We start from the raw sequence: 17929 nt of genomic DNA, 5'->3' as shown, positions 1-17929 counted from the left end.
GTTGGTGTGGCTTATCCGGTGGGTGTTCGACGACGAGTAGCGGAATCTTGCGTTCCGCAAATGGCAGCTAGCTGCCGCCTTGATTCGGGGAGCTGTGCAGATATCCCCGACGGTGTGGTAAATGCCCTCGCGCAAATCGCTTCGGGCGGCCCCGCTTTGCCGATTCGAAACGCCGTACACCGGATTGTTGAAAGAGGAGCGGGCCGTGGGTCCCGCCGGCAGGCCGGGCCGGCAGGCGGGGCGTACTTCGGGCGGCGCGCTCCGCCCGGAGCACGCCCCTCGCGCGCCGCGGTACGGCCTCCGCCGGTACGGCCCCTCGCGCCGGTGGCCGGTGGCCGGTGGCCCGACCGATGCGAGGGGGCCGGTGGCCCGCGGTCGGGCGAGCCGTCAGCGGGGCGTCGGGCGCAGTGCGCGGTGGACGGTGACCAGTGCGGCGACGACCGCGACCAGCAGGGTGGCCGCCACGACTCCGACGACCGCCGGCAGGTTCAGCCGCAGACCGACGCCGACGCCGGTGAGCTGGGAGAGACCGGAGGCCATGCCGAGCAGTGGCGGCACGGCGACCGCGACACCGAGCAGCCCGCCCACGCCCACGACCAGGGCGGTCTCGGCGGCGGCCGTGCGCAGCAGTTGGCGTCGGGTGCCCCCGGTCGCGCGCAGCACCGCCAGATCGCGGCGGCGGCTGTGCGTGGCGGCGGCCGTGCCGTTGGCGACCGCGATCGCGCTGTACCCGACGGCGACCGCGACCAGCAACCACGTCAGGCTCTCGGTGAGTTCGGCGTCGACGCGGTAGTCCTCCAGCGCGAACCGGACCGCGTCGTGCACGGCGGTACCGGGGTGCGCCGACGCGGGCGCGTGCGCCGCGGGTACGAACAGGTCGTCGGTGAGCGCCGCCGGATCGTGCTCGCGCACCACCGAGCGTGCGACGACGAAGTCCCCGCGGGCGGGATCGTCGGGCAGCACCTCGGCGACCCGCAGCACCACGGTGCGTCCGTCCGCGAACCGCACCGGAGCCCGGTCGCCGGTGCGGAGTCCGAGGTCGTCGGCCGTACGGGCGCCCAGCACGGCGCTGCCCGGCGCGCTCCAGCGCGGGTCCCGGGAGCCGATCACGTCCACGACGGTCGGCTCCGCCGCGCCTTCGGGCGTGACGAAGGCACGGGTCGGGACCGCCGCCCTGCCGACCGGATGCGCCTCTACCACCTCCTCGCTGTTTCCGGGGGTTCCGTCGGGCACCACGATCACCCGGCCCGCCAGCTTCAGCGCCTCGCCGGCCGGGTACGCGACCCGCATCGTCTCCACGGTGCCGGTCAGCAGCACCGCGAAGCCGACCGCGGCGATCACCGGCGCCGCCAGCGCGGCGGCGCGCCCCGGGTGGGCGGTCAACTCCCTGCGCACCAGCAACGGTTGGGCGCTGCGGCAACGGGCGAACGGCCGGGTCAGGGCGCGGGCGAGCGGCCCCACGACCACCGGGGCCAGCAGTGCGGCGGCCACAGTCAGCACCATGGTCGCCGAGAGCGCCGCGTTCACCCGGTCGTCGGCGCTGGTGACCGCGGTGGTGCCGGTGAGTGCGCCGCCGCCGGCGAGCGCCACCAGACCGCAGACCGTACGCGCCCGGCTCAGCGGCCTGTTGGCGCCGCGGGTGGGCAGCATCGCCTCCAGCGGGGCGACCCGCGCCGCCTGCCGCGCCGCCGTCCAGGCCCCGAGCACGCACACCGCGACACCGATCCCGGTGGCCGTCAACAGCGGCCACGCCGACACCCGCAGGGCCAGGTCCGGAGCGGCGACTCCCAGCCGGCGCAGGACCGAGAGCAGCAGCGGCGCGCCGGCGAGCCCCACCGGCAGCCCGACTGCCGAGCCCGCCACCGCCACCAGCGCGGCCTCCCCGAGGATCATGCGGCGAATCCAGCCGGGGGAGGCGCCCAGTGCGCGCAGCAGTCCCAGTTCGCGGCGGCGCAGCCCGGTGGCGAGTGCGAGCGTGGCGGCGACCGTGAACACCGTGGTGAACAGCGCCAACAGGGCCATCGCGCCGAGCAGTTGGGAACCAAGGAACCGCTTGTGCGCGAGATGGGCCGGCTGGGCGGCGGACCGCCCGTCACCGACGACGACGGTGCCGGTGCCGTCGAGCACCGGCTCGGCCGCGGCGGCCAGTTCCGCGTCGGAGACTCCCTCGGCGGCGATCAGCCCGATCGCCCGTACCCCCGGCTGCTGACCGGCGGCGAAGGCGTCGGTGAACCAGTGGCCCGGCCCGTCGACGGCGCCCACCACCGTGAAGTCGCGCCTGCCCTCGGAGAGGTTGACGGTCAGCGTCGTACCGGCGGCGACGCCGAGCGCGCGGTCGACCACCACCTCCCGGTCCGATCGCGGCGCCCGACCCTCGACGGTGCGGTACGGGGCGAGGCCGGCGGCGGCGAAGCCGTGTCCGGCCTCCAACGCACCCTCGTCCTCGACAGGTCGACCGCCGAGGAACGCCTGGGCGTAGAAGGAGCGGTCCGGCACCGCCGAAGCCACCTCCTCCAGGGCCGTCAACTCCCGTACCAGCGCGGCCGATTCGGCCCGGCCCCACGGAATGCGGTCGCGTGCCCGGCCGTCGGTGTCGGCGGCCTGGCGCGGCAGGGCGAGCGCCGTCGTGCCCGAGTAGCGGTCCGGCACCCGCGGCAGCGAGGAGTCGTGGACGACCAGCGTCGCGGTGATGAGCCCGACGCCGACCAGCACGGCGAGGAAGGCGGCGAGGAAGGCACGGCGGTGCTCGCGGAGGTTGGCGAGAGCGAGCATCACGACTCCAGCCGGGTCGTACGGGCGGCGATGACGGACACCCGCTCGGTGAGGGCCCGCGGGGGCGGGGCGCCTGAGCTTCGACAAGGGGCTCCGCCGCCGTCGCCCGGGCCGCGTCCCAGGTCGAGGCGGTCGACGACCCGGCCGTCCTTGAGGAAGACCACGACGTCGGCACCGGCCGCCGCCACCGGATCGTGCGTGACCATCAGCGTCGTCCCGCCGCGGGCGTCGACCAACATCCGCATCAGCCGCAGGACTTCGGCGGAGGTCACGGTGTCCAGCGCGCCGGTCGGCTCGTCGGCGAACAGCACGTCCGGTCGGCTGACCAGCGCGCGGGCCAGCGCGACCCGCTGCTGTTGGCCGCCGGAGAGCTGACTGGGGCGGTGGTGTGCGCGGTCGGCCAGGCCCACCGCCTGCAGGGCCTCGGCGACCCGGTCGCGGTCCACCCGCCGGCCGCCGAACCGCGAGGGCAGTACGACGTTCTCCGCCGCGGTCAGCGACTCGACCAGATTGAACGCCTGGAAGACGAAGCCGACACGTTCCCGCCGCAGCCGGGTACGCGCGTTCTCGTCGAGCCCGCCGATGTCCTGGCCGGCCAGGACGATGCGCCCGGCAGTCGGCCGGTCCAGGCCCGCCGCGCACTGGAGCAGCGTCGACTTGCCGGAGCCGGAGGGGCCCATGATGGCGGTGAACGTGCCGCGGGCGAACGCGATCGACACGTCGTCGAGCGCCGTCACGGCACGTGCGCCGCTGCCGTGCACCACCCGTACCCCTTCGAGTCGTACGGCGTGGGCCGGGGCGGTCTCCGGGGCGCCGGTGCCGGGGGAGCGGGGGTCGTCGGCGGTGCAGGGGCCGTCGGTGGGTACGGCGTTGGTGGGCGCGGGGCCGTCGGTGGGTGCGGGCAGTGCTCCCGGCAGAGGTGAGCGGTGGCCGGAGCGCGGTGCGGGGCCGGTCGGTGTCGTGGGAACCATGCCGCCGAGTCCACCGCCCGACCGGCCGTGGGCGCACTGGCGCCTGTGCCACCTTCGAAGGTGGAGCCTGCTCTACTTCGCCCGGGCGGCAGCGGCGGTAGCGTCCCGACCATGCGCCCCCGGACCGCCTGGCAGGCGATGGCCCTGCACCCGCTCAGCTTTCTGACCTCCGCCTGGCCCTGGCGGTCGCTGGCGTACCTGGCCGGCGGAGTGCTGGTCGGTGCGGTGGCCGCGCTGGTGTTCGCCGCCGGTCTGGTGGCCGGCGTGGTGCTGCTGGTCGTTCTGGTCGGTGTCGCGCCGCTGGTCGGTGTGGTGCTGTCGTCGGTGACCGTGGCCGCGGTCGAACGGCGTCGGTTGCGGCTGGTCGACCTCGACGCGCTGCCCGACCCGCACCGTGCGCCCCCGGCACCGGGGTTGCGGGCGTGGGCGGCGACCCGGCTCAGGGAGCAGGTGACGTGGCGGGAGTTGCTCTTCACACTGCTGTCGGTGGCCGCGCTGTGGTGGCTGGACCTGCTGGTGCTGGCGTTCTCGCTGGGCCTGCCGGTGCTGCTCTTCGCCTCCACGGACTCCCAGACCTGGCCGTGGACGGTCTTCGGGGCGATCGTGCTGCTGGCCTCCCCGTACACGGTCACCTCCTGGGCGGGCGCGCGGGCGGCGTTCGCCCGGACCTTCCTGGCGCCGCGCGACGCCGAACTCGGCGAGGCGCTGCGGGAGGTACGGGCCTCGCGGGCACGGCTGATCGACTCCTTCGACGCCGAACGCGTCCGGATCGAAAGGGATCTGCACGACGGCGTCCAGCAGCATCTGGTGTCGCTGGGCGTGACGCTGGGCCTGATGCGTCTCGACGCCCCCGACGACTCCCCGCTCGCCACCGGGCTCGACGAGGCCGAACGCCGACTCGCCGCCACCCACGCCGAGTTGCGCTCGCTGGTCCGCGGCCTGCATCCGCCGGTGCTCACCGACCACGGACTCGCCGCCGCCGTCGAGGATTTCGCGGCCCGCTTCCCCCTCCCGGTCGACGTCGACCTCGTGCTTCCCCGGCGGTTGCCCCGCCCGCTGGAGACCGGCGCGTACTACCTGATCAGCGAGGCGCTGACCAACGTCGCCCGGCACAGCGGCGCCAACCGGGCCTGGGTGCACGGCCGTTGCCGCAGCGATCTGCTGGTGCTGGAGATCGGGGACGACGGGTGCGGCGGCGCGGAACCCGACGAGGGCACCGGGCTGACCGGCCTCGCCGACCGGCTCACCGCGCTGGAGGGCAGAATGCGCATCTCCAGCCCGGTCGGTGGTCCGACCCTCGTCCATGTGGAGATCCCGTGCCGCTGCGCGTAGCCGTCGCCGAGGACGCCGTACTCCTGCGAGAGGGCCTGGTGGAGCTGGTGCGCCGGTTCGGCCACCGGGTGATCGCCGCCGTGGGCGACGCGGAGGCGCTGGTGGCGGCGGTGGCCGCCGAGCGGCCCGACCTGCTGATCACCGACGTACGGATGCCGCCGGGCGACGCCGACGACGGGCTGCGGGCCGCTGTCGAGCTGCGCCTGGCCCACCCGGGGCTGCCGGTGCTGGTGCTCAGCCAGTACGTCGAACGCTCCTGCGCGACGCGGCTGTTGGACACCGGGGGCGGCGCCGGGGTGGGCTATCTGCTCAAGGAGCGCATCGCTGCGGTCGCCGACTTCCGTACGGCGGTCGAACGGGTCGCCGCCGGGGGCACCGTGGTGGACCCCGAGGTGATCAACCAGCTGCTCCGCCGCGGTCCCGACCCGCTGGAGCGGCTCAGCCCCCGCGAACAGGAGGTGCTGGGCCTGATGGCGCAGGGTCTGTCCAACGCCAACCTGGCGGCCCGGCTGTTCATCAGCGCGGCGGCGGTGAACAAGCACATCGGCAACATCTTCACCAAACTCGATCTGCCCGTGGACACCGACGGCCACCGCCGGGTCCTCGCCGTACTGGCCCTCCTGCGCGCCTGAGTGCGCGGTGCCCCACGAGCGCCGCCGGGCCGAGGCGCCGGTTTGTACCGCGGCGGCCGTACGGGCGCGGGACACGGCCGCGGCCGTGGGAGCGGCGGAACGTGGCCGCCCCGCCGGGAGGCCCAACCCTCGGCGGAAGCGGCGTTCTCGGTCCTCGGCTCAGTGCATGAGGGCGTCGGCGGCGGTGGACTGCCAGTAGGTGACGGTGAGGGAGCTGTCGATGTGGACACCGCCCGCCGGCAGCCGGACGTTCGTCATTCCGTCCTTCTGGAAGCCGACCTCCAGCGTGGTGGCGCGGTAGCCGTTGCTGCCGCTGCCGTCGGCGGCGGACAGCCGGATCGCCGCGTACCCCTTCGCGCCCGGCGCGAGGGTGACCACCGCCTGCGGCTTGCTGGACTCGATGGGCGGCGGTACGGACTGCGCGCCGGTGAACTTCAGGTACGGGTAGTTCTTCAGGTCGCAGTTGGTGCTGCCGGTGTTGGTGACGGTCAGCAGCACGGTGTTGACCGGCCGGGAGACCTCGGCCGCACGGACCGAGGTGTTGGCGACGGTGCAGTCGGTGCGTGCGCCACCGTCTTCCCGTGCCGGGTCGTCGGAGGCGTTCTCCTTCTGCCCGTTGGGGGCCTTGCCCGCGTTCGGGCCGTCCTGGCCGCTGTCGTTCCGGCCCTTGTCGGCGTTCTCGGCGTTGTCTGTGTCGTCGGCGTTCCTGTTGTCGGAGTCCTCCGCGCTGGTGGACGGCCCGGGGATGTTCGAGCTGCGCAGCGGCTCGTCCTCCCCGCATGCCGAGAGTGTCAGCGCGGCGAGTACGACGGTGATGGCGACCGGGAGCTTGCGGATGCGCATGGGGGCACCTTTCGAGTGCGTGGAGGCGTTTGTGGAACGTGGCACTCCGCCCGGCACCTACTGGGAGGCGAGCGGCGTGCTTGGATGACCGAAGCCTGTACCGCGTGTCGTCCCAACTGCCAGCATCTACTGCGAGGTTGGGACGCTGGAACGCTTGTACCGGCTCTGACCAGGGGGAACGCAGGTGGGCTGGAACGGTCCGCTGGGACGGAGGCATGTGTGGGGGCAGAGGAGTTCACCCGTCGGCTGGGGGAGCTGAAGGAGCGCTCGGGGCTGAGCTACGGGGCGTTGGCCAAACGGCTGCACATGAGTACGTCCACCGTGCACCGGTACGTGAACGGCGGCGCGGTGCCGCAGGAGTTCGCGCCGGTCGAGCGGCTGGCGCGGGTGTGCAGGGCGAGGCCGGAGGAGGTGGTGGAGCTCCACCGGCTGTGGATCCTCGCCGACGCCGCGCGCGGACGAGCGGGCTCCGAGGCGTCCCCACCGGAAGCAGCCCGCAGCGACCCGAAGCCGGGCAGCGCCCCGGAGGGCAGCACCTCGACCGGGGCGCGGGGGATTCCGGCCGAGGAGGGGGCCGAGGCGCCGTCGCACCCGGCTGCCGGCGCAACGGCGGACGAGGGCGGGTCGGCAGCGGATCGCAGGACGCCGGTGAAGCCGGCGGGGCCCCGGGTGGCGGCCACAGCCGGTACGGCCGCGACCGGCGCCGGTGCTTCCGCTCCGGGCGGCGGCGTTCCGGGTGGCGAGCTCGACGCGGTGGGCGACGCACCCGTCGGCCCGGGGGCGGGGCCGCCGGACCGGCGGCGGGCGCGCAGAAGGCGGTTGGCGCTCGGCTGCGGGGCGGCGACCGCGGTGGGCGCGCTGGTGCTCGGCCTCGCCTGGATCGGCGGGGACACCGGAGGCGGGTCCGAGGACATGTCCGGGGCCGCGGCGGGTGGCGGCGGCGCGCAGCGCCCCTCCACGGAGGGGACGCACGACGAGGCTGAGGGCGACAGTGGCGCGGAGAGGACGGACGACCCCTCGAAGCAGCCCGAGGACGGGCCGGACGAGTCGCGGGAGCCGCAGCCGGGAGACGGGAACGCCGACCGGCCCGACTCCGGCGGTGTGCCGGTGACCGCACGGGTGCGCCCGTACGTGTACGAGAGCCCGTGTTCCCAGCACTTCCTGGTCGACCGCGAACCAGGACAACTGCCCAAGCCGCCCGACGAGTCGGGTGCGCCCTCGTGGGTCACGGCCTTCGGAGCGGTGCCGGCGGAGCAGCAGCTGGTGGAGGTGACGCTCCAGGGCACGGGTGAGGAGACGGTCGTGCTGGAGGCCGCCCGGGTACGGGTCGCCGGGACCCGAACGCCGCTCGCCTGGAACGAGTACGCGACGGGCATCGGTTGCGGCGGCGAGGTGCGCACCCGGGCGTTCTCGGTGGATCTGGACGCAGCCCGCCCCGAGCCCTTACCCGCCAACGGGCAGCGCGACTTCCCGTACAAGGTCAGCGAGTCGGACCCCGAGGTCTTCCTCTTCAAGGCGGGCGTCCGGAAGCAGGACGTCAGCTGGTACCTGGAGTTGGAGTGGTCCAGCGGCGGTCGGCACGGGGTGCTGCGGGTGGACGCCGCGGGCAAGCCGTTCCGCACCAGCGGCACCGACGGGCGGACGCAGTACCAGTGGCCGCCCGGCTACGAGGACGGCTGGCAGCCCGCCCCCGAGGGCTGACCGTGCCCGGACCGGGCCCTTCGCAACGGAGCGGGCGGGGTGCGCCTTGCCGCGACGCCGGGCGGCGGGTGTGCGGCTCCGGGTGGTGGGCGTGCGGTGGCGTGCGGTGGTTCGGGTGGGGTGGCGTCGGGAGGTCGACCGGCTGGAAGGCGGCATGCGTGGCGGGGTGCGCCTGCCGCCCGGCGTGGCGGCAAGGCGCACCCCGCCCGGTTGACCGCCCGGTCGGAGAGGTGGTCGGGCGGGCGGTCTGGTTGGTCAGTCGGTCTGGTCCTGCCAGCGCTCGGCGCCGAGGAGGATCAGCCGGTGGCGGTCGCGTGCGGTCGCGGCGACCCTCTCCGCGTTCGGACCCTCGCCCAACTCGGCGGTGAGGAAGGCCGATCCGGTCTGCACCATCTGCTCCACCAGCATCCCCGCGAGCATCTCTCGATCGTGGCCGTCCCAGGCGCTGAACCCGGGGTCCTCGGCCAGTGCCTCCGCGGTCTCCGCCACGAACCGGTCGAAGTGCGAGGCGATCGCCAGCCGCACGGCCCGTACGCCGCTGTGGCGTTCGCGCATGACGAAGCGGATGTGCGCGGGGTGCTCGCGCACGTAGTCGCGGACCAGCCGCACCGTCCGATCCATGCGCTCGGTCTGCTCGACGGGCGCGTCCAGCACGGTCCGCACCAGGGTGTGCAGGCTGTCCAGCGCCTCCTCGACCAGCGCCACCCCGAGGTCGGGGATGTCGCGGAAATGCCGGTAGAAGGCGGCCGGTGTGATGTCGACGGCGCGGGTGACCTCGCGGAGCCCGAGGCTCGAGATGTTCTGGTCCTCCAGCAGGCCGAGTGCCGCATCGAGCATGGCCTGCCGGGTTCTCTGCTTCTGGGCCTCGCGGGACCCGGATGTAGTGCGGCTCACGGGAAATGAGTAAACACTTGTTTGCCAATCCGCACCAGTTGAGCGTAGGGTCGTCTCAGTAAACATTTGTATTACGACCGTTTACTGAGAACGAAAGGGTTCCACGCCCGCGTCGTCGCCGAGGCTCTCAGGTGCCGAGGGGTGAACGGCCCGTATGCCCTGCCCCGGCCGTCGCCGGCGTCGCGGAACCGGCGCTGCGCGGTCGCGGGAGGGCGCCAGCGACCGCCGCGGCCGACCGGCCGCGCCCATCGACCGGAAAGGAAGCCCACCATGCTTTTCCCGACCGACTTCTGGTTCACCTTCGCCCTCGTCGTGGCCGCCGGGCTGATCGGCACGATCGCAGTCGCCGCTGTCGCCGGCCGGCTCCAGCCCGGCCCGCGTCGCGGAGCCGCCCCCGAGGCCGCGCGGACGGAAGCCGCGCGGCCCGCCGAGAGCCGCGCCGCAGTCGCACGGCCGGTTGCTGTCCGGTACGCCTCCCACGAGCCGCGCCGCGCAGACCGGGCGGAGCAGGTCAAGGCGATCTGATTTCGTCCGCCGTCGCTCCGACCCGCCCCGCTCCCGTGGGAACGGTGGGGCGAGCCCGCCCGGCGTCTGTCGGTGACGAGTGGCCGGTCGTGCGTCCTCGCCGGGCAGGGCAGTCGGCCCGGCGAGGGCGCACGTGCGCCGGGGCTCGCGGGACTCCTGCGGCGCATCGTCAACGCGGCTCCGGTGAGTGCGAGTTGGGCGTGGTCTGGCCGGACGAGCCGTACGGCGTCGCAGGACTGGACGGTGCTGTCGGTGCTGTCGGCGCGGCGGGCGTCGGCGGGCCGGCAGTGCCGCTGCCGCCGAGGCCGATGATCAGCAGCAGGCCGAGGAGGAGCCCGGCCGCGCCCAGTCCGCCCGCCGTGCGCGCCGGGGCGCCGGTGCGGCGGAGGTGGGAGCGGACCGGGCGCCCGTTGCGCAGATGGGAGCGGACGCGCACGACCCGCTCGTCGTGGTGCGGCGGCGGACTCCACTGGGCGGGCGAGGGCGGTCTGCTGTGCCGGACGTGGGAGGCGACGCCGAACGGATCCGGCGGGTCGGCCTCCGGGTGGCGGCGTGGATGGGGAAGGCCGGCTCCGCCGCCCTGCCTCGGGCGGCGGCGGTGCGGCCGGACGTAGGTGCCGTTCCGACGGCGGTGCCCGCGTACGTAGGTCATCGGCGCGTTCTCCCGGAGAGGTGGCGGCCCGGAGTCGAGGGCCTGGGAAAGACGCTACGAGACGCCACTGACAATCGGTCGACCCACAACTACCCAGCGTGGTGCGGGGGTTGTGGCTGAGTACCGTGGGTCGGAAGGGGCGGGAGTGGCGGAAGGAACCGCCGCTGCCGCGCCCGCCCGGACGGGCCGGGCAGTAGCGGCAGCGGCGGTGACGAGGCCCGGCCACCGGGCCGTACGGCCTCAGCTCCGGGCGGAGGCGCGCCACTCGGCCTCGAGGAGCGCGTAGTGCAGCTCGGAACCCCAGACACCCTTGAAGATCTCGGCCTCCACGAAATGCGCCTCGCGGCGCATCCCGAGGCGCTCCATCAGACGGTAGGAGGCCTCGTTGCGCGCGTCGCAGCGGCCGATGATCCGGTGCAGTCCGAGAGATTCGAAGCCCAGGCGCAGCATCTCCACCGCCGCCTCCGTCGCGTAACCGCTGCCGTGGTGGGCCGGGTTCATCACGTACCCGAACTCGCCCTGGCGGTGCTGCTCGCTGAGCCAGGTGAGCAGGACGTACCCGATGGCGGTGCCGTCCAGGTCGACGGCGAGCAGCAGGGTGTCGCCCTCCTTGCGGAGCGCGGTCAACTCCCGGCGCGAGGCGAGGGTCCTCGCGTTGTCCTCCGGGGTGCGCGGCTCGTTGTAGAGGTAGCGCGCGACCTCCGGGTGGGACTCGAACTCCAGCATGGCCGTCTCGTCCGCCGCGGCGAAGGGGCGGAGCTGAAGGCGCTCGGTCCTGAGGGGGGTTGTTATCTCCAGCATCTGCGGTGGTCTCTCCGGTGTCGGTGGTGGGCGGTGGGGCGGTGGGGCGGTTCGGTGGCCGGATCGGCCGGATCGGCCGGGGCGGTCGGCGGATGCGGGAGTTCCGTCAGGCGGTCGGGCGCGGGTGCAGGGCGAACACCCGCGCCGGGAATCCGGAGCCGCCGAGGGGCTTGGGCCAGGAGGCGACGGCCAGTGCGCCGCACTCCGGCACCAGATGGAGGTTGGTCAGCAGCTCGATCTGCCACCGGTCGCGGCCGAGGACATAGCGCTCCAGGTCCAGGTCTCCGGCCGAGGTGGCGCGTCCCGGATCGGTGTCGGTCTGCTCGTGCCCCACGGCGGTGACCCCGGACGTCTCGACGAGGTGCCGCAGCACCTCCGCCGACCAGCCGGGCGTGTGGGAGACGCCGTCGGCGTCCCGGTTTGCCATCGCCTCGGGGTCGGGCCAGCGGCTGCTCCAGTCGGTCCGCAGCGCGACGAGACTCCCGCGCGGGACACGGCCGTTGCGCCGCTCCCATGCGGTGACGTCCTGAAGGGTGGGCACCGCGTCGGGGTCGGCCGCGACCCGCTCACTGATGTCGAGCACGACCAGCGGGAGGATCATCTCGGCGACCGGGATCCGGTCCAGGGTCCGCCCGCGCTCGGCGAAGTGCGACGGCGGGTCGACATGGGTCCCCCACTGCCCGACCAGGGAGTAGCGGTGGGTGGTGAACGGGTCGCCGCGTTCCATGTCGAAGGCGACGGTGCGCTCCTCGTCGGTGAAGCCGGTGAAGTGCGGCTGCCCGGGGTGGAAGGCGTGGGTGAGGTCGGTGTACTCCGTGGTGGCGGCCAATCGCCGCTGCAGCGCCCACAGTTCGGGCTCGCGGTGCTCGGTGCGCTCGTCCAAGGCGATGCTCTGCTTTCGGCGTTTCGGCGTTTCGGCGTTTCGGCGTTTCGGCGTTTCAGAAGGTCGGCGGTTTGCCGGGCGTCAACTGCCCCGGCCCGTCCGTGCGGACGGTACGGCGCGCACGGACCGTTGACGGTGGGCGACACGGCACCGGGCTTCCGGCTGCCGCATCGGAGCGGCGCACACCTCGTACCCCTCCGCCCGGGCGGAAGCCCCAAGCGCACGCCGCCGAGGCCGGAAGCGCACGCCGCGTGGCCGGACCGGCCGTTGTCGGCCTCCGGCGAGAGTACGTCGGGGCGGGGGTGGTTGCGCCAACGAGTTTCCGGCGGGCGCGGGGGCGGCGGCGGGCCGCCGGTCAGCCGACGCGCCGTGCCCCGGCCGCCGCGGTCGCGGTGAACGTACGGGGCGCGCGGTGCCCGGCCGCGGCGAACGCCGCCGTCACCGCCTCGGCGACGCCGGCCGTGCGCTCCTCGGGCACCAGGGCGATCACCGAGCCGCCGAAGCCGGCGCCGGTCATCCGGGCGCCGAGCGCGCCCGCCTCGACGGCGGTGCTCACCGCGAGGTCGGTCTCCGGACAGGAGACGCGGTAGTCGTCGCGCAGCGAGTGATGGCCCTCGGTGAGCACCGGGCCGAGCGCGGCGGCGTCACCGGCGTCCAGCGCCGCTGCCGCGTCCGCCACCCGGGCGTTCTCGGTGACCACGTGGCGGACCAACGGGCGGTGTTCGGACGGGAGTTGATCAAGCGCTCCGGTCAGCTCCGCGACGCTCAGATCGCGCAGGGCGGGAAGCCCGAGCAGGCGGGCGGCGTGTTCGCAGCCGCTGCGGAGCGCGGCGTACGCGCCGTCCGCCAGCTCGTGCCGGACCCGGGTGTCGACGACCAGCAGCCGCAGGCCGTGGTGATCGAGGTCCAGACGCACCTGCCGCTGGGCGAGAGTACGGGTGTCCAGCAGCAGCGCATGGCCCGACTGCGCGCACACGGACGCGAGTTGATCCATGATCCCGCAGGGGACCCCGACGAATTCGTTCTCGGCACGCTGGGCGACGAGCGCCAACCGGGTGTCGTCCAGGTCGAGTTCCCAGAGGTCGCGGAAGGCCGCGGCGGTGGCGCACTCCAGTGCGGCGGACGAGGAGAGTCCGGCGCCCGCGGGTACGTCGCTCTCGAAGTACAGGTCGGCGCCGCCGACCCGGTGCCCCTCGGCGGCGAGAGCCCACACCACGCCCGCCGGGTACCGGGCCCAGCCGGTAACGCCCTCCGGACGCAGCTCGGCGGCGTCCAACTCGACGGTCCGGCGGTCCCCGTGGGCGCTGTGCAGCCGCAGCAGCCCGTCGTCCCGGCGCCGGGCGGCGGCGCGCACGGTCTGCGGCAGCGCGAACGGCATCACGAACCCGTCGTTGTAGTCGGTGTGTTCGCCGATCAGGTTCACCCTGCCCGGCGCGGCCCAGGTGCCGGCCGGTGCCGTGCCGTACGTGGCCCTGAAGCCGCTCATGGGGCGCCCCGCTCTCTCTCGTTCCCGCTGTGGCCCGGGCCCCGGTGCGGACGCTCGTCCGGGCCGTCGTCCGTACCGGGGCCCGAGCCGTTGTCCGTACCGTCCTCCGCGTCCGGCCGGGTGCCGGCCGACGGCGCGGCCCGGTCGTTCCCGGGGGTGGTGCCGGCGCGGCGGCGGAGGGCGAACTCCCAGGCGGTGGCGACGATTTCGTCCAGCCCGGTGCGCTCGGGACGCCAGCCCAGGCGCTGTTGGGCGAGGTCGGCGGAGGCGACCAGCTGCGCCGGATCGCCCGCTCTGCGCGGCGCGCCGACGACGGGGACCTCCCGGCCGGTGACCCGGCGCACCGCCTCGATCACCTCCAGGACGGAGAAGCCGTTGCCGTTGCCGAGGTTGCAGATCAGATGCTCGCCGGGCACCGCGGCGTCCAGCGCGAGCAGATGGGCGCGGGCGAGGTCGGCGACGTGCAGGTAGTCGCGCACACAGGTGCCGTCCGGGGTCGGACAGTCCTCGCCGTACACGGCGATGTGCGGGCGTTCGCCGAGCGCGGCACCGAGCACCAGCGGGATCAGATGGGACTCCGGCTCGTGCCGCTCGCCCCAACTGCCGTACGCCCCGGCCACGTTGAAGTAGCGCAGGCTCACCGCGGCGAGCCCGTGTGCGGCTGCCTCGCCGGTCAGCAGATGGTCCACCGCGAGCTTGGTCGCGCCGTACGGGCTGGTCGGCGCGGTACGGGCGTCCTCGCGGATCGGCGTCCGCTCCGGCTCCCCGTAGACCGCGGCGGTGGAGGAGAAGACCAGCTTCCGCACGCCGCCGGCGCGCATCGCGGACACCAGTTCCAGGGAGCCCACGACGTTGTTGCGCCAGTACTTCTCCGGGTCGGCGACCGACTCCCCGACCTGTGAGGAGGCGGCGAAGTGCAGTACCCCGTCGACGGGCGGGGCGGTGCGGTCGGACAGCAGTCGCGCGGCCGTGTCCTGGACCCGGCCCGCCACGAACTCCGCGCCGGGCGGGACCGCGTCGGCGAAGCCGGTGGACAGATCGTCGAGCACCGTGACCCGGTGCCCGGCCTCCAGCAGGTGCGCCGCGACGACACTGCCCACATACCCCGCGCCACCGGTGACCAGGAAATGCGAGGCGCTCACGAGGCCACCTCCCGCAGCCGCTCGGCGGCGGCCTCTGGGGTCACGTCGCCGATGAACGCCTCCATCCCGGACTCCGTCCCCGCGAGGTACTTCAGCTTGTCGGCGGTGCGTCTGATCGTGAACAGCTGGAGGTGCAGGGCGAATTGCTCGCGGTGCCCGCGCGGAGCCTGGTGCCAGGCGGAGATGTACGGCGTGGGAGAGGGCCGGTCCGGGCTCTCCGGAGTGAGGAAGAGCCGGTCGAACCGGCGCAGCAACTCCAGGTAGAGGGAGGGGAGTTCGGCACGCTCCGGCTCGTCGAGCGCGGTCAGGTCCGGCACCCGCCGGCGCGGGCGCAGGTGCACCTCGTACGGCCATCGTGCCGCGTACGGGACGTGGGCCACCCAGTGCTCGCCGGACGCCACCACCCGTACGGGGGCGGCGAGTTCGTCGGCCAGCACGTCGTCGAAGAGGTTGCGTCCGGTCTCCCGCAGATGGTCCTCGACCCGGCGCAGCATCTTGGCGGTGCGCGGCGTCACATAGGGGAAGGCGTAGATCTGGCCGTGCGGATGGCCGAGGGTGACGCCGATGTCGGCGCCGCGGTTCTCGAAGCAGTAGACCTGTTCGACCTCGGGCCGCGCGGAGAGCTCGGCCGTGCGGTCGGTCCAGGCGTCCAGTACGAGACGGGCCTGCGACTCGTCGAGGTCGGCGAAGGAGAGCCGGTGGTCGGAGGTGAAGCAGACGACTTCGCAGCGCCCGGTGTCGCCGGAGAGCGAGGGGAAGCGGTTCTCGAAGGCGACCACCTGGTAGTCCTCGGCGGGGATCTCGCTCTGCCGCCCCTCCCGCGAGGGGCACAGCGGACACTCGTCGGCCGGCGGGTGGTACGTACGGCCCTGCCGGTGCGCGGCCAGCGCCACCGGGTCGCCGGTGAGCGGATCCCGGCGGATCTGCGAGCCGGTGTGCACCGAGGGCAGCGGGCGCGGGTCGGTGGGCGGCCGGCGGGGCGTCTCGCCGCTGTCGTAGTAGATCAGCTCGCGGCCGTCCGCGAGTCGCGTTCTGGTCCTCACCGGTTCTCCGCCTGACTGTCGGCCCGTCCGGAGCGCCGCACAACCGGGCGCACCACAACCGACATAATCAAACAACATCCGATGTGAATCAACAGGCTGATGTGGGCGGATCGCTGTGAACGGCGGGTTCGCTGTGTGATTCTGAGATGAAGGCGGTCGCGCGGGGGCGCGGCCGAGGGTGCCGGGAGGGTCCGGGTGTCCGGTGCGGCGGGAGTGGGGCATGACGGATCAGGGGCACGGACTGTTGGCCCGGCAGCGGCGCGGAATCATTCTGGAGGCGGTGCGCCGCGACGGCGCCGTGCGCGTGGCCGAACTCGTCGACCGGCTCGGCGTCTCGGACATGACCGTGCGCCGCGACCTGGACGCGCTCGCCCGCAGCGGCGAGGTGGAGAAGGTGCACGGCGGCGCGGTCGCCTCCCGCGGACGCAGTGCGGAGGAGCCCGGGTTCGAGGCCAAGTCGGGTCGTCAGTCCGCAGCCAAGGCGGCCGTTGCCGAGGCGGCGGCGGCGCTGGTCGAGCCCGGCAGCGTGGTGGCGATCGGCGCGGGCACCACCGCGCACGCCGTCGCGAGCCGGCTGCGGTCCGTACCGGACCTGACCGTGCTCACCAACTCCCTTCCGGTGGCGGACCTGCTGCGTGCCGCGGCGGCGGAGCAGGATGCGGCAGCCCCCGCACTGCTGCTCACCGGCGGTACCCCGACCCGGTCCGCGGCGCTGGTCGGGCCGTTGGCGGATCTGGTGATCGGCTCGCTCCACGTCGACCTGCTCTTCCTCGGGGCGCACGGGGTCTGTCCGGCGGCCGGCTGCACCAGCCCGAATCTGGCCGAGGCGCAGACCAACCGCGCTTTCGTGGCGGGCGCCCGCCGGGTGGCGATCACCGCAGACCACACCAAGTGGGGGGTGGTCGCGCTGAGCGGTTTCGCATCGCTCGGCGAGGTCGACTGGTTTGTGACCGACGACGGCCTGCCCGACGCGGACGCCGAACTGCTCGCCGAATCGGTCGGTGAGCTGATCCTCGCGCCACACGTCGGTGCAGGTGGGCGGGGGTAACCGTCCGAGCAGAGGCCGCGACGGCGGGGATGCCCTAGCGTGTACGGCTAATGTCCCGTTCTGAGGAGAATTGCCGTGGGTGAAGGCGCGATGGACAAGCTGATGGGCAAGGCCAAGGAGATGGCCGGAAAGCTCGGTGGCGGCGAGCGCAAGAAGGGCGAGGGGCAGGCCGACCAGCTCAAGGGCAGGGCGAAGGACTCCATGGGCGACGCCAAGGAGCGCATGAACGGGATGAAGGACTCCCTGAAGGACCGAAAGAAGGACAACTGACCTTCCGGCGAAGGGATTTCGAGCATCCGGTCGGGCACGCTCGGACCGGTGCGGAATCGGTGGCGGGCCGTGCGGAACGTTCGCGCGGCCCGCCACCGATGTGCGCGGGACCCGGCGGGCCGGTTCGCGGGTGGTTCGCGAGTGGGCGGGTGTGGTGGTGGCGGGCCGTCGCTGGGCAGTGGCGGCGGGGTCGTGCGGGTCAGTCGCCGGAGCGGCGGTCGTAGGTGAGAGGGGTGCCCCCGCTGCCGACCAGCTCGCGCCGCAGCTCGCGGTCCGGGCCGCTGCCGGAAAGGGTGAGGCGGCTCCACTCGCCCGGCGAGCAGGAACCGGACCTGCGCACGGTCACCTCGGACTCGTTCAGCTCCAGGGGCGGCCCGGCCGATCGGAGCGTCGCCGTCCAGGTGCAGTCGTGGTCGGGGCCGTGACCGTGCAGGGAGGCCACCCTGTCGCCGACCTCGCCGTCCCTGATGGTCAGGACGCGGGTGTTGCTGCCGCCGCCCGGATTGTCGAAGGTGGCTCGCCAGGTGCCGAGGTACTCCTCGGGCACTGTGCTCGCGCCGTCGTCGCCGTTCGACCCGGACAGGCCTGCGGGGGATTCGGGGTCGTCCGAACCGGTGTCGGGAACCTCGGTCGTCTCGGCGTCGGCGTCGGCGCCGGATGACGCCCCACCGTCACGGCCCTCGCTCGAACTCTTCCCGTCGCTGCGGTCGTCGGGGTCGGAGTCGTTCCGCAGGAGTTGGCCGACCAGCGCCCCTGCCAGCACGAGCACCACCACCGCGAGAGCGACCAGCCACTTGCCCGCACCGCTGCCGCGCCCGGGCGCCGCCGTGGGCGGGTAGGGATGGTGCACGAGTGCGCTCGGCCCGTGGCCGGGCCACCCGCCGCCGTGCGCGGCACGGGCGGGCGGACCGCCGTGGACGGGGTGGGCGTACGA

15 protein-coding genes and 2 pseudogenes are annotated in these 17929 nt (G+C 73.9%); 6 read left to right on the top strand and 11 right to left on the bottom strand.

The window, feature by feature from the left end; translation table 11 throughout:
* Positions 1-387: 387 nt before the first annotated feature.
* Together JGS22_RS05285 and JGS22_RS05280 are read right to left on the bottom strand one after the other, a co-directional pair.
* Positions 388-2772, bottom strand: coding sequence for an ABC transporter permease (locus JGS22_RS05285; protein ID WP_211043027.1), 2385 nt, complete (start codon positions 2770-2772; stop codon positions 388-390).
* Positions 2772-3743 carry an ABC transporter ATP-binding protein gene (locus tag JGS22_RS05280; protein ID WP_216814845.1) on the bottom strand — a complete coding sequence of 324 codons (972 nt, stop codon included), beginning with the start codon at positions 3741-3743 and terminating at the stop codon, positions 2772-2774. Before JGS22_RS05280 ends, JGS22_RS05285 begins: the two co-directional genes overlap by 1 nt.
* A 111-nt stretch (positions 3744-3854) precedes the next feature.
* Here JGS22_RS05280 and JGS22_RS05275 point away from each other — a divergent pair, with 111 nt between their 5' ends.
* Positions 3855-5075, top strand: coding sequence for a sensor histidine kinase (locus JGS22_RS05275; protein WP_211043195.1), 1221 nt, complete (start codon positions 3855-3857; stop codon positions 5073-5075).
* Positions 5060-5707, top strand: a complete 648-nt coding sequence (locus tag JGS22_RS05270; RefSeq protein ID WP_211043193.1) for a response regulator transcription factor — start codon at positions 5060-5062, stop codon at positions 5705-5707. Before JGS22_RS05275 ends, JGS22_RS05270 begins: the two co-directional genes overlap by 16 nt.
* A 159-nt stretch (positions 5708-5866) precedes the next feature.
* Here the strand turns inward: JGS22_RS05270 and JGS22_RS26000 are convergent, their stop codons facing one another.
* Positions 5867-6550, bottom strand: a complete 684-nt coding sequence (locus JGS22_RS26000; RefSeq protein ID WP_211043191.1) for a DUF4232 domain-containing protein — start codon at positions 6548-6550, stop codon at positions 5867-5869.
* A 219-nt stretch (positions 6551-6769) separates the two neighbouring features.
* Between JGS22_RS26000 and JGS22_RS05260 the strand changes: the two genes are divergently transcribed.
* The gene (locus JGS22_RS05260) at positions 6770-8251 is read left to right on the top strand and encodes a helix-turn-helix domain-containing protein (RefSeq protein ID WP_308405524.1); all 1482 of its coding nucleotides are present in this window, start codon (positions 6770-6772) and stop codon (positions 8249-8251) included.
* A gap of 255 nt (positions 8252-8506) precedes the next feature.
* On the opposite strand, the gene JGS22_RS05255 is transcribed toward JGS22_RS05260, so the two are convergent.
* On the bottom strand, positions 8507-9145 hold the full coding sequence (locus tag JGS22_RS05255; protein WP_308405523.1) for a TetR family transcriptional regulator: 639 nt from the start codon (positions 9143-9145) through the stop codon (positions 8507-8509).
* 270 nt (positions 9146-9415) lie between these two features.
* Between JGS22_RS05255 and JGS22_RS05250 the strand changes: the two genes are divergently transcribed.
* Positions 9416-9670: a hypothetical protein gene (locus JGS22_RS05250; protein WP_211043544.1), complete on the top strand. Its 255-nt coding sequence runs from the start codon at positions 9416-9418 to the stop codon at positions 9668-9670.
* Positions 9671-9839: 169 nt separating this feature from the next.
* On the opposite strand, the gene JGS22_RS05245 is transcribed toward JGS22_RS05250, so the two are convergent.
* The 6 genes and pseudogenes from JGS22_RS05245 to galT all read right to left on the bottom strand — a co-directional run bounded on the left by JGS22_RS05245 (position 9840) and on the right by galT (position 15677).
* Positions 9840-10322, bottom strand: a complete 483-nt coding sequence (locus JGS22_RS05245) for a hypothetical protein (protein WP_211043545.1) — start codon at positions 10320-10322, stop codon at positions 9840-9842.
* Positions 10323-10562: 240 nt separating this feature from the next.
* Positions 10563-11123 (bottom strand): GNAT family N-acetyltransferase, encoded by a 561-nt coding sequence (locus JGS22_RS05240; RefSeq protein WP_211043548.1) that lies wholly within the window; start codon positions 11121-11123, stop codon positions 10563-10565.
* A gap of 106 nt (positions 11124-11229) precedes the next feature.
* Positions 11230-12006, bottom strand: a complete 777-nt coding sequence (locus tag JGS22_RS05235; RefSeq protein ID WP_216814843.1) for a cyclase family protein — start codon at positions 12004-12006, stop codon at positions 11230-11232.
* A 355-nt stretch (positions 12007-12361) separates the two neighbouring features.
* Positions 12362-13492: a galactokinase gene (gene galK / locus JGS22_RS05230; protein ID WP_216814842.1), complete on the bottom strand. Its 1131-nt coding sequence runs from the start codon at positions 13490-13492 to the stop codon at positions 12362-12364.
* 152 nt (positions 13493-13644) lie between these two features.
* A pseudogene (galE, locus tag JGS22_RS25995) lies at positions 13645-14634 on the bottom strand (UDP-glucose 4-epimerase GalE); the annotation flags it as partial.
* Positions 14631-15677, bottom strand: a complete 1047-nt coding sequence (gene galT / locus JGS22_RS25990; RefSeq protein ID WP_308405522.1) for a galactose-1-phosphate uridylyltransferase — start codon at positions 15675-15677, stop codon at positions 14631-14633. The pseudogene galE and the gene galT, both read right to left, overlap by 4 nt.
* A 220-nt stretch (positions 15678-15897) precedes the next feature.
* On the opposite strand from galT, the gene JGS22_RS05220 reads away from it, so the two are divergent.
* The gene (locus JGS22_RS05220; RefSeq protein WP_211043328.1) at positions 15898-16725 is read left to right on the top strand and encodes a DeoR/GlpR family DNA-binding transcription regulator; all 828 of its coding nucleotides are present in this window, start codon (positions 15898-15900) and stop codon (positions 16723-16725) included.
* 75 nt (positions 16726-16800) lie between these two features.
* Positions 16801-16995, top strand: coding sequence for a CsbD family protein (locus JGS22_RS05215; RefSeq protein ID WP_308405521.1), 195 nt, complete (start codon positions 16801-16803; stop codon positions 16993-16995).
* A gap of 199 nt (positions 16996-17194) precedes the next feature.
* Here JGS22_RS05215 and JGS22_RS05210 read toward each other — a convergent pair.
* Positions 17195-17929: pseudogene (locus JGS22_RS05210) on the bottom strand (hypothetical protein); the annotation flags it as partial.

The organism is Streptomyces tardus (assembly GCF_018101125.2).
Lineage (GTDB): Bacteria > Actinomycetota > Actinomycetes > Streptomycetales > Streptomycetaceae > Streptomyces > Streptomyces tardus.
This window is presented reverse-complemented; position numbering and strand designations above follow the sequence as displayed.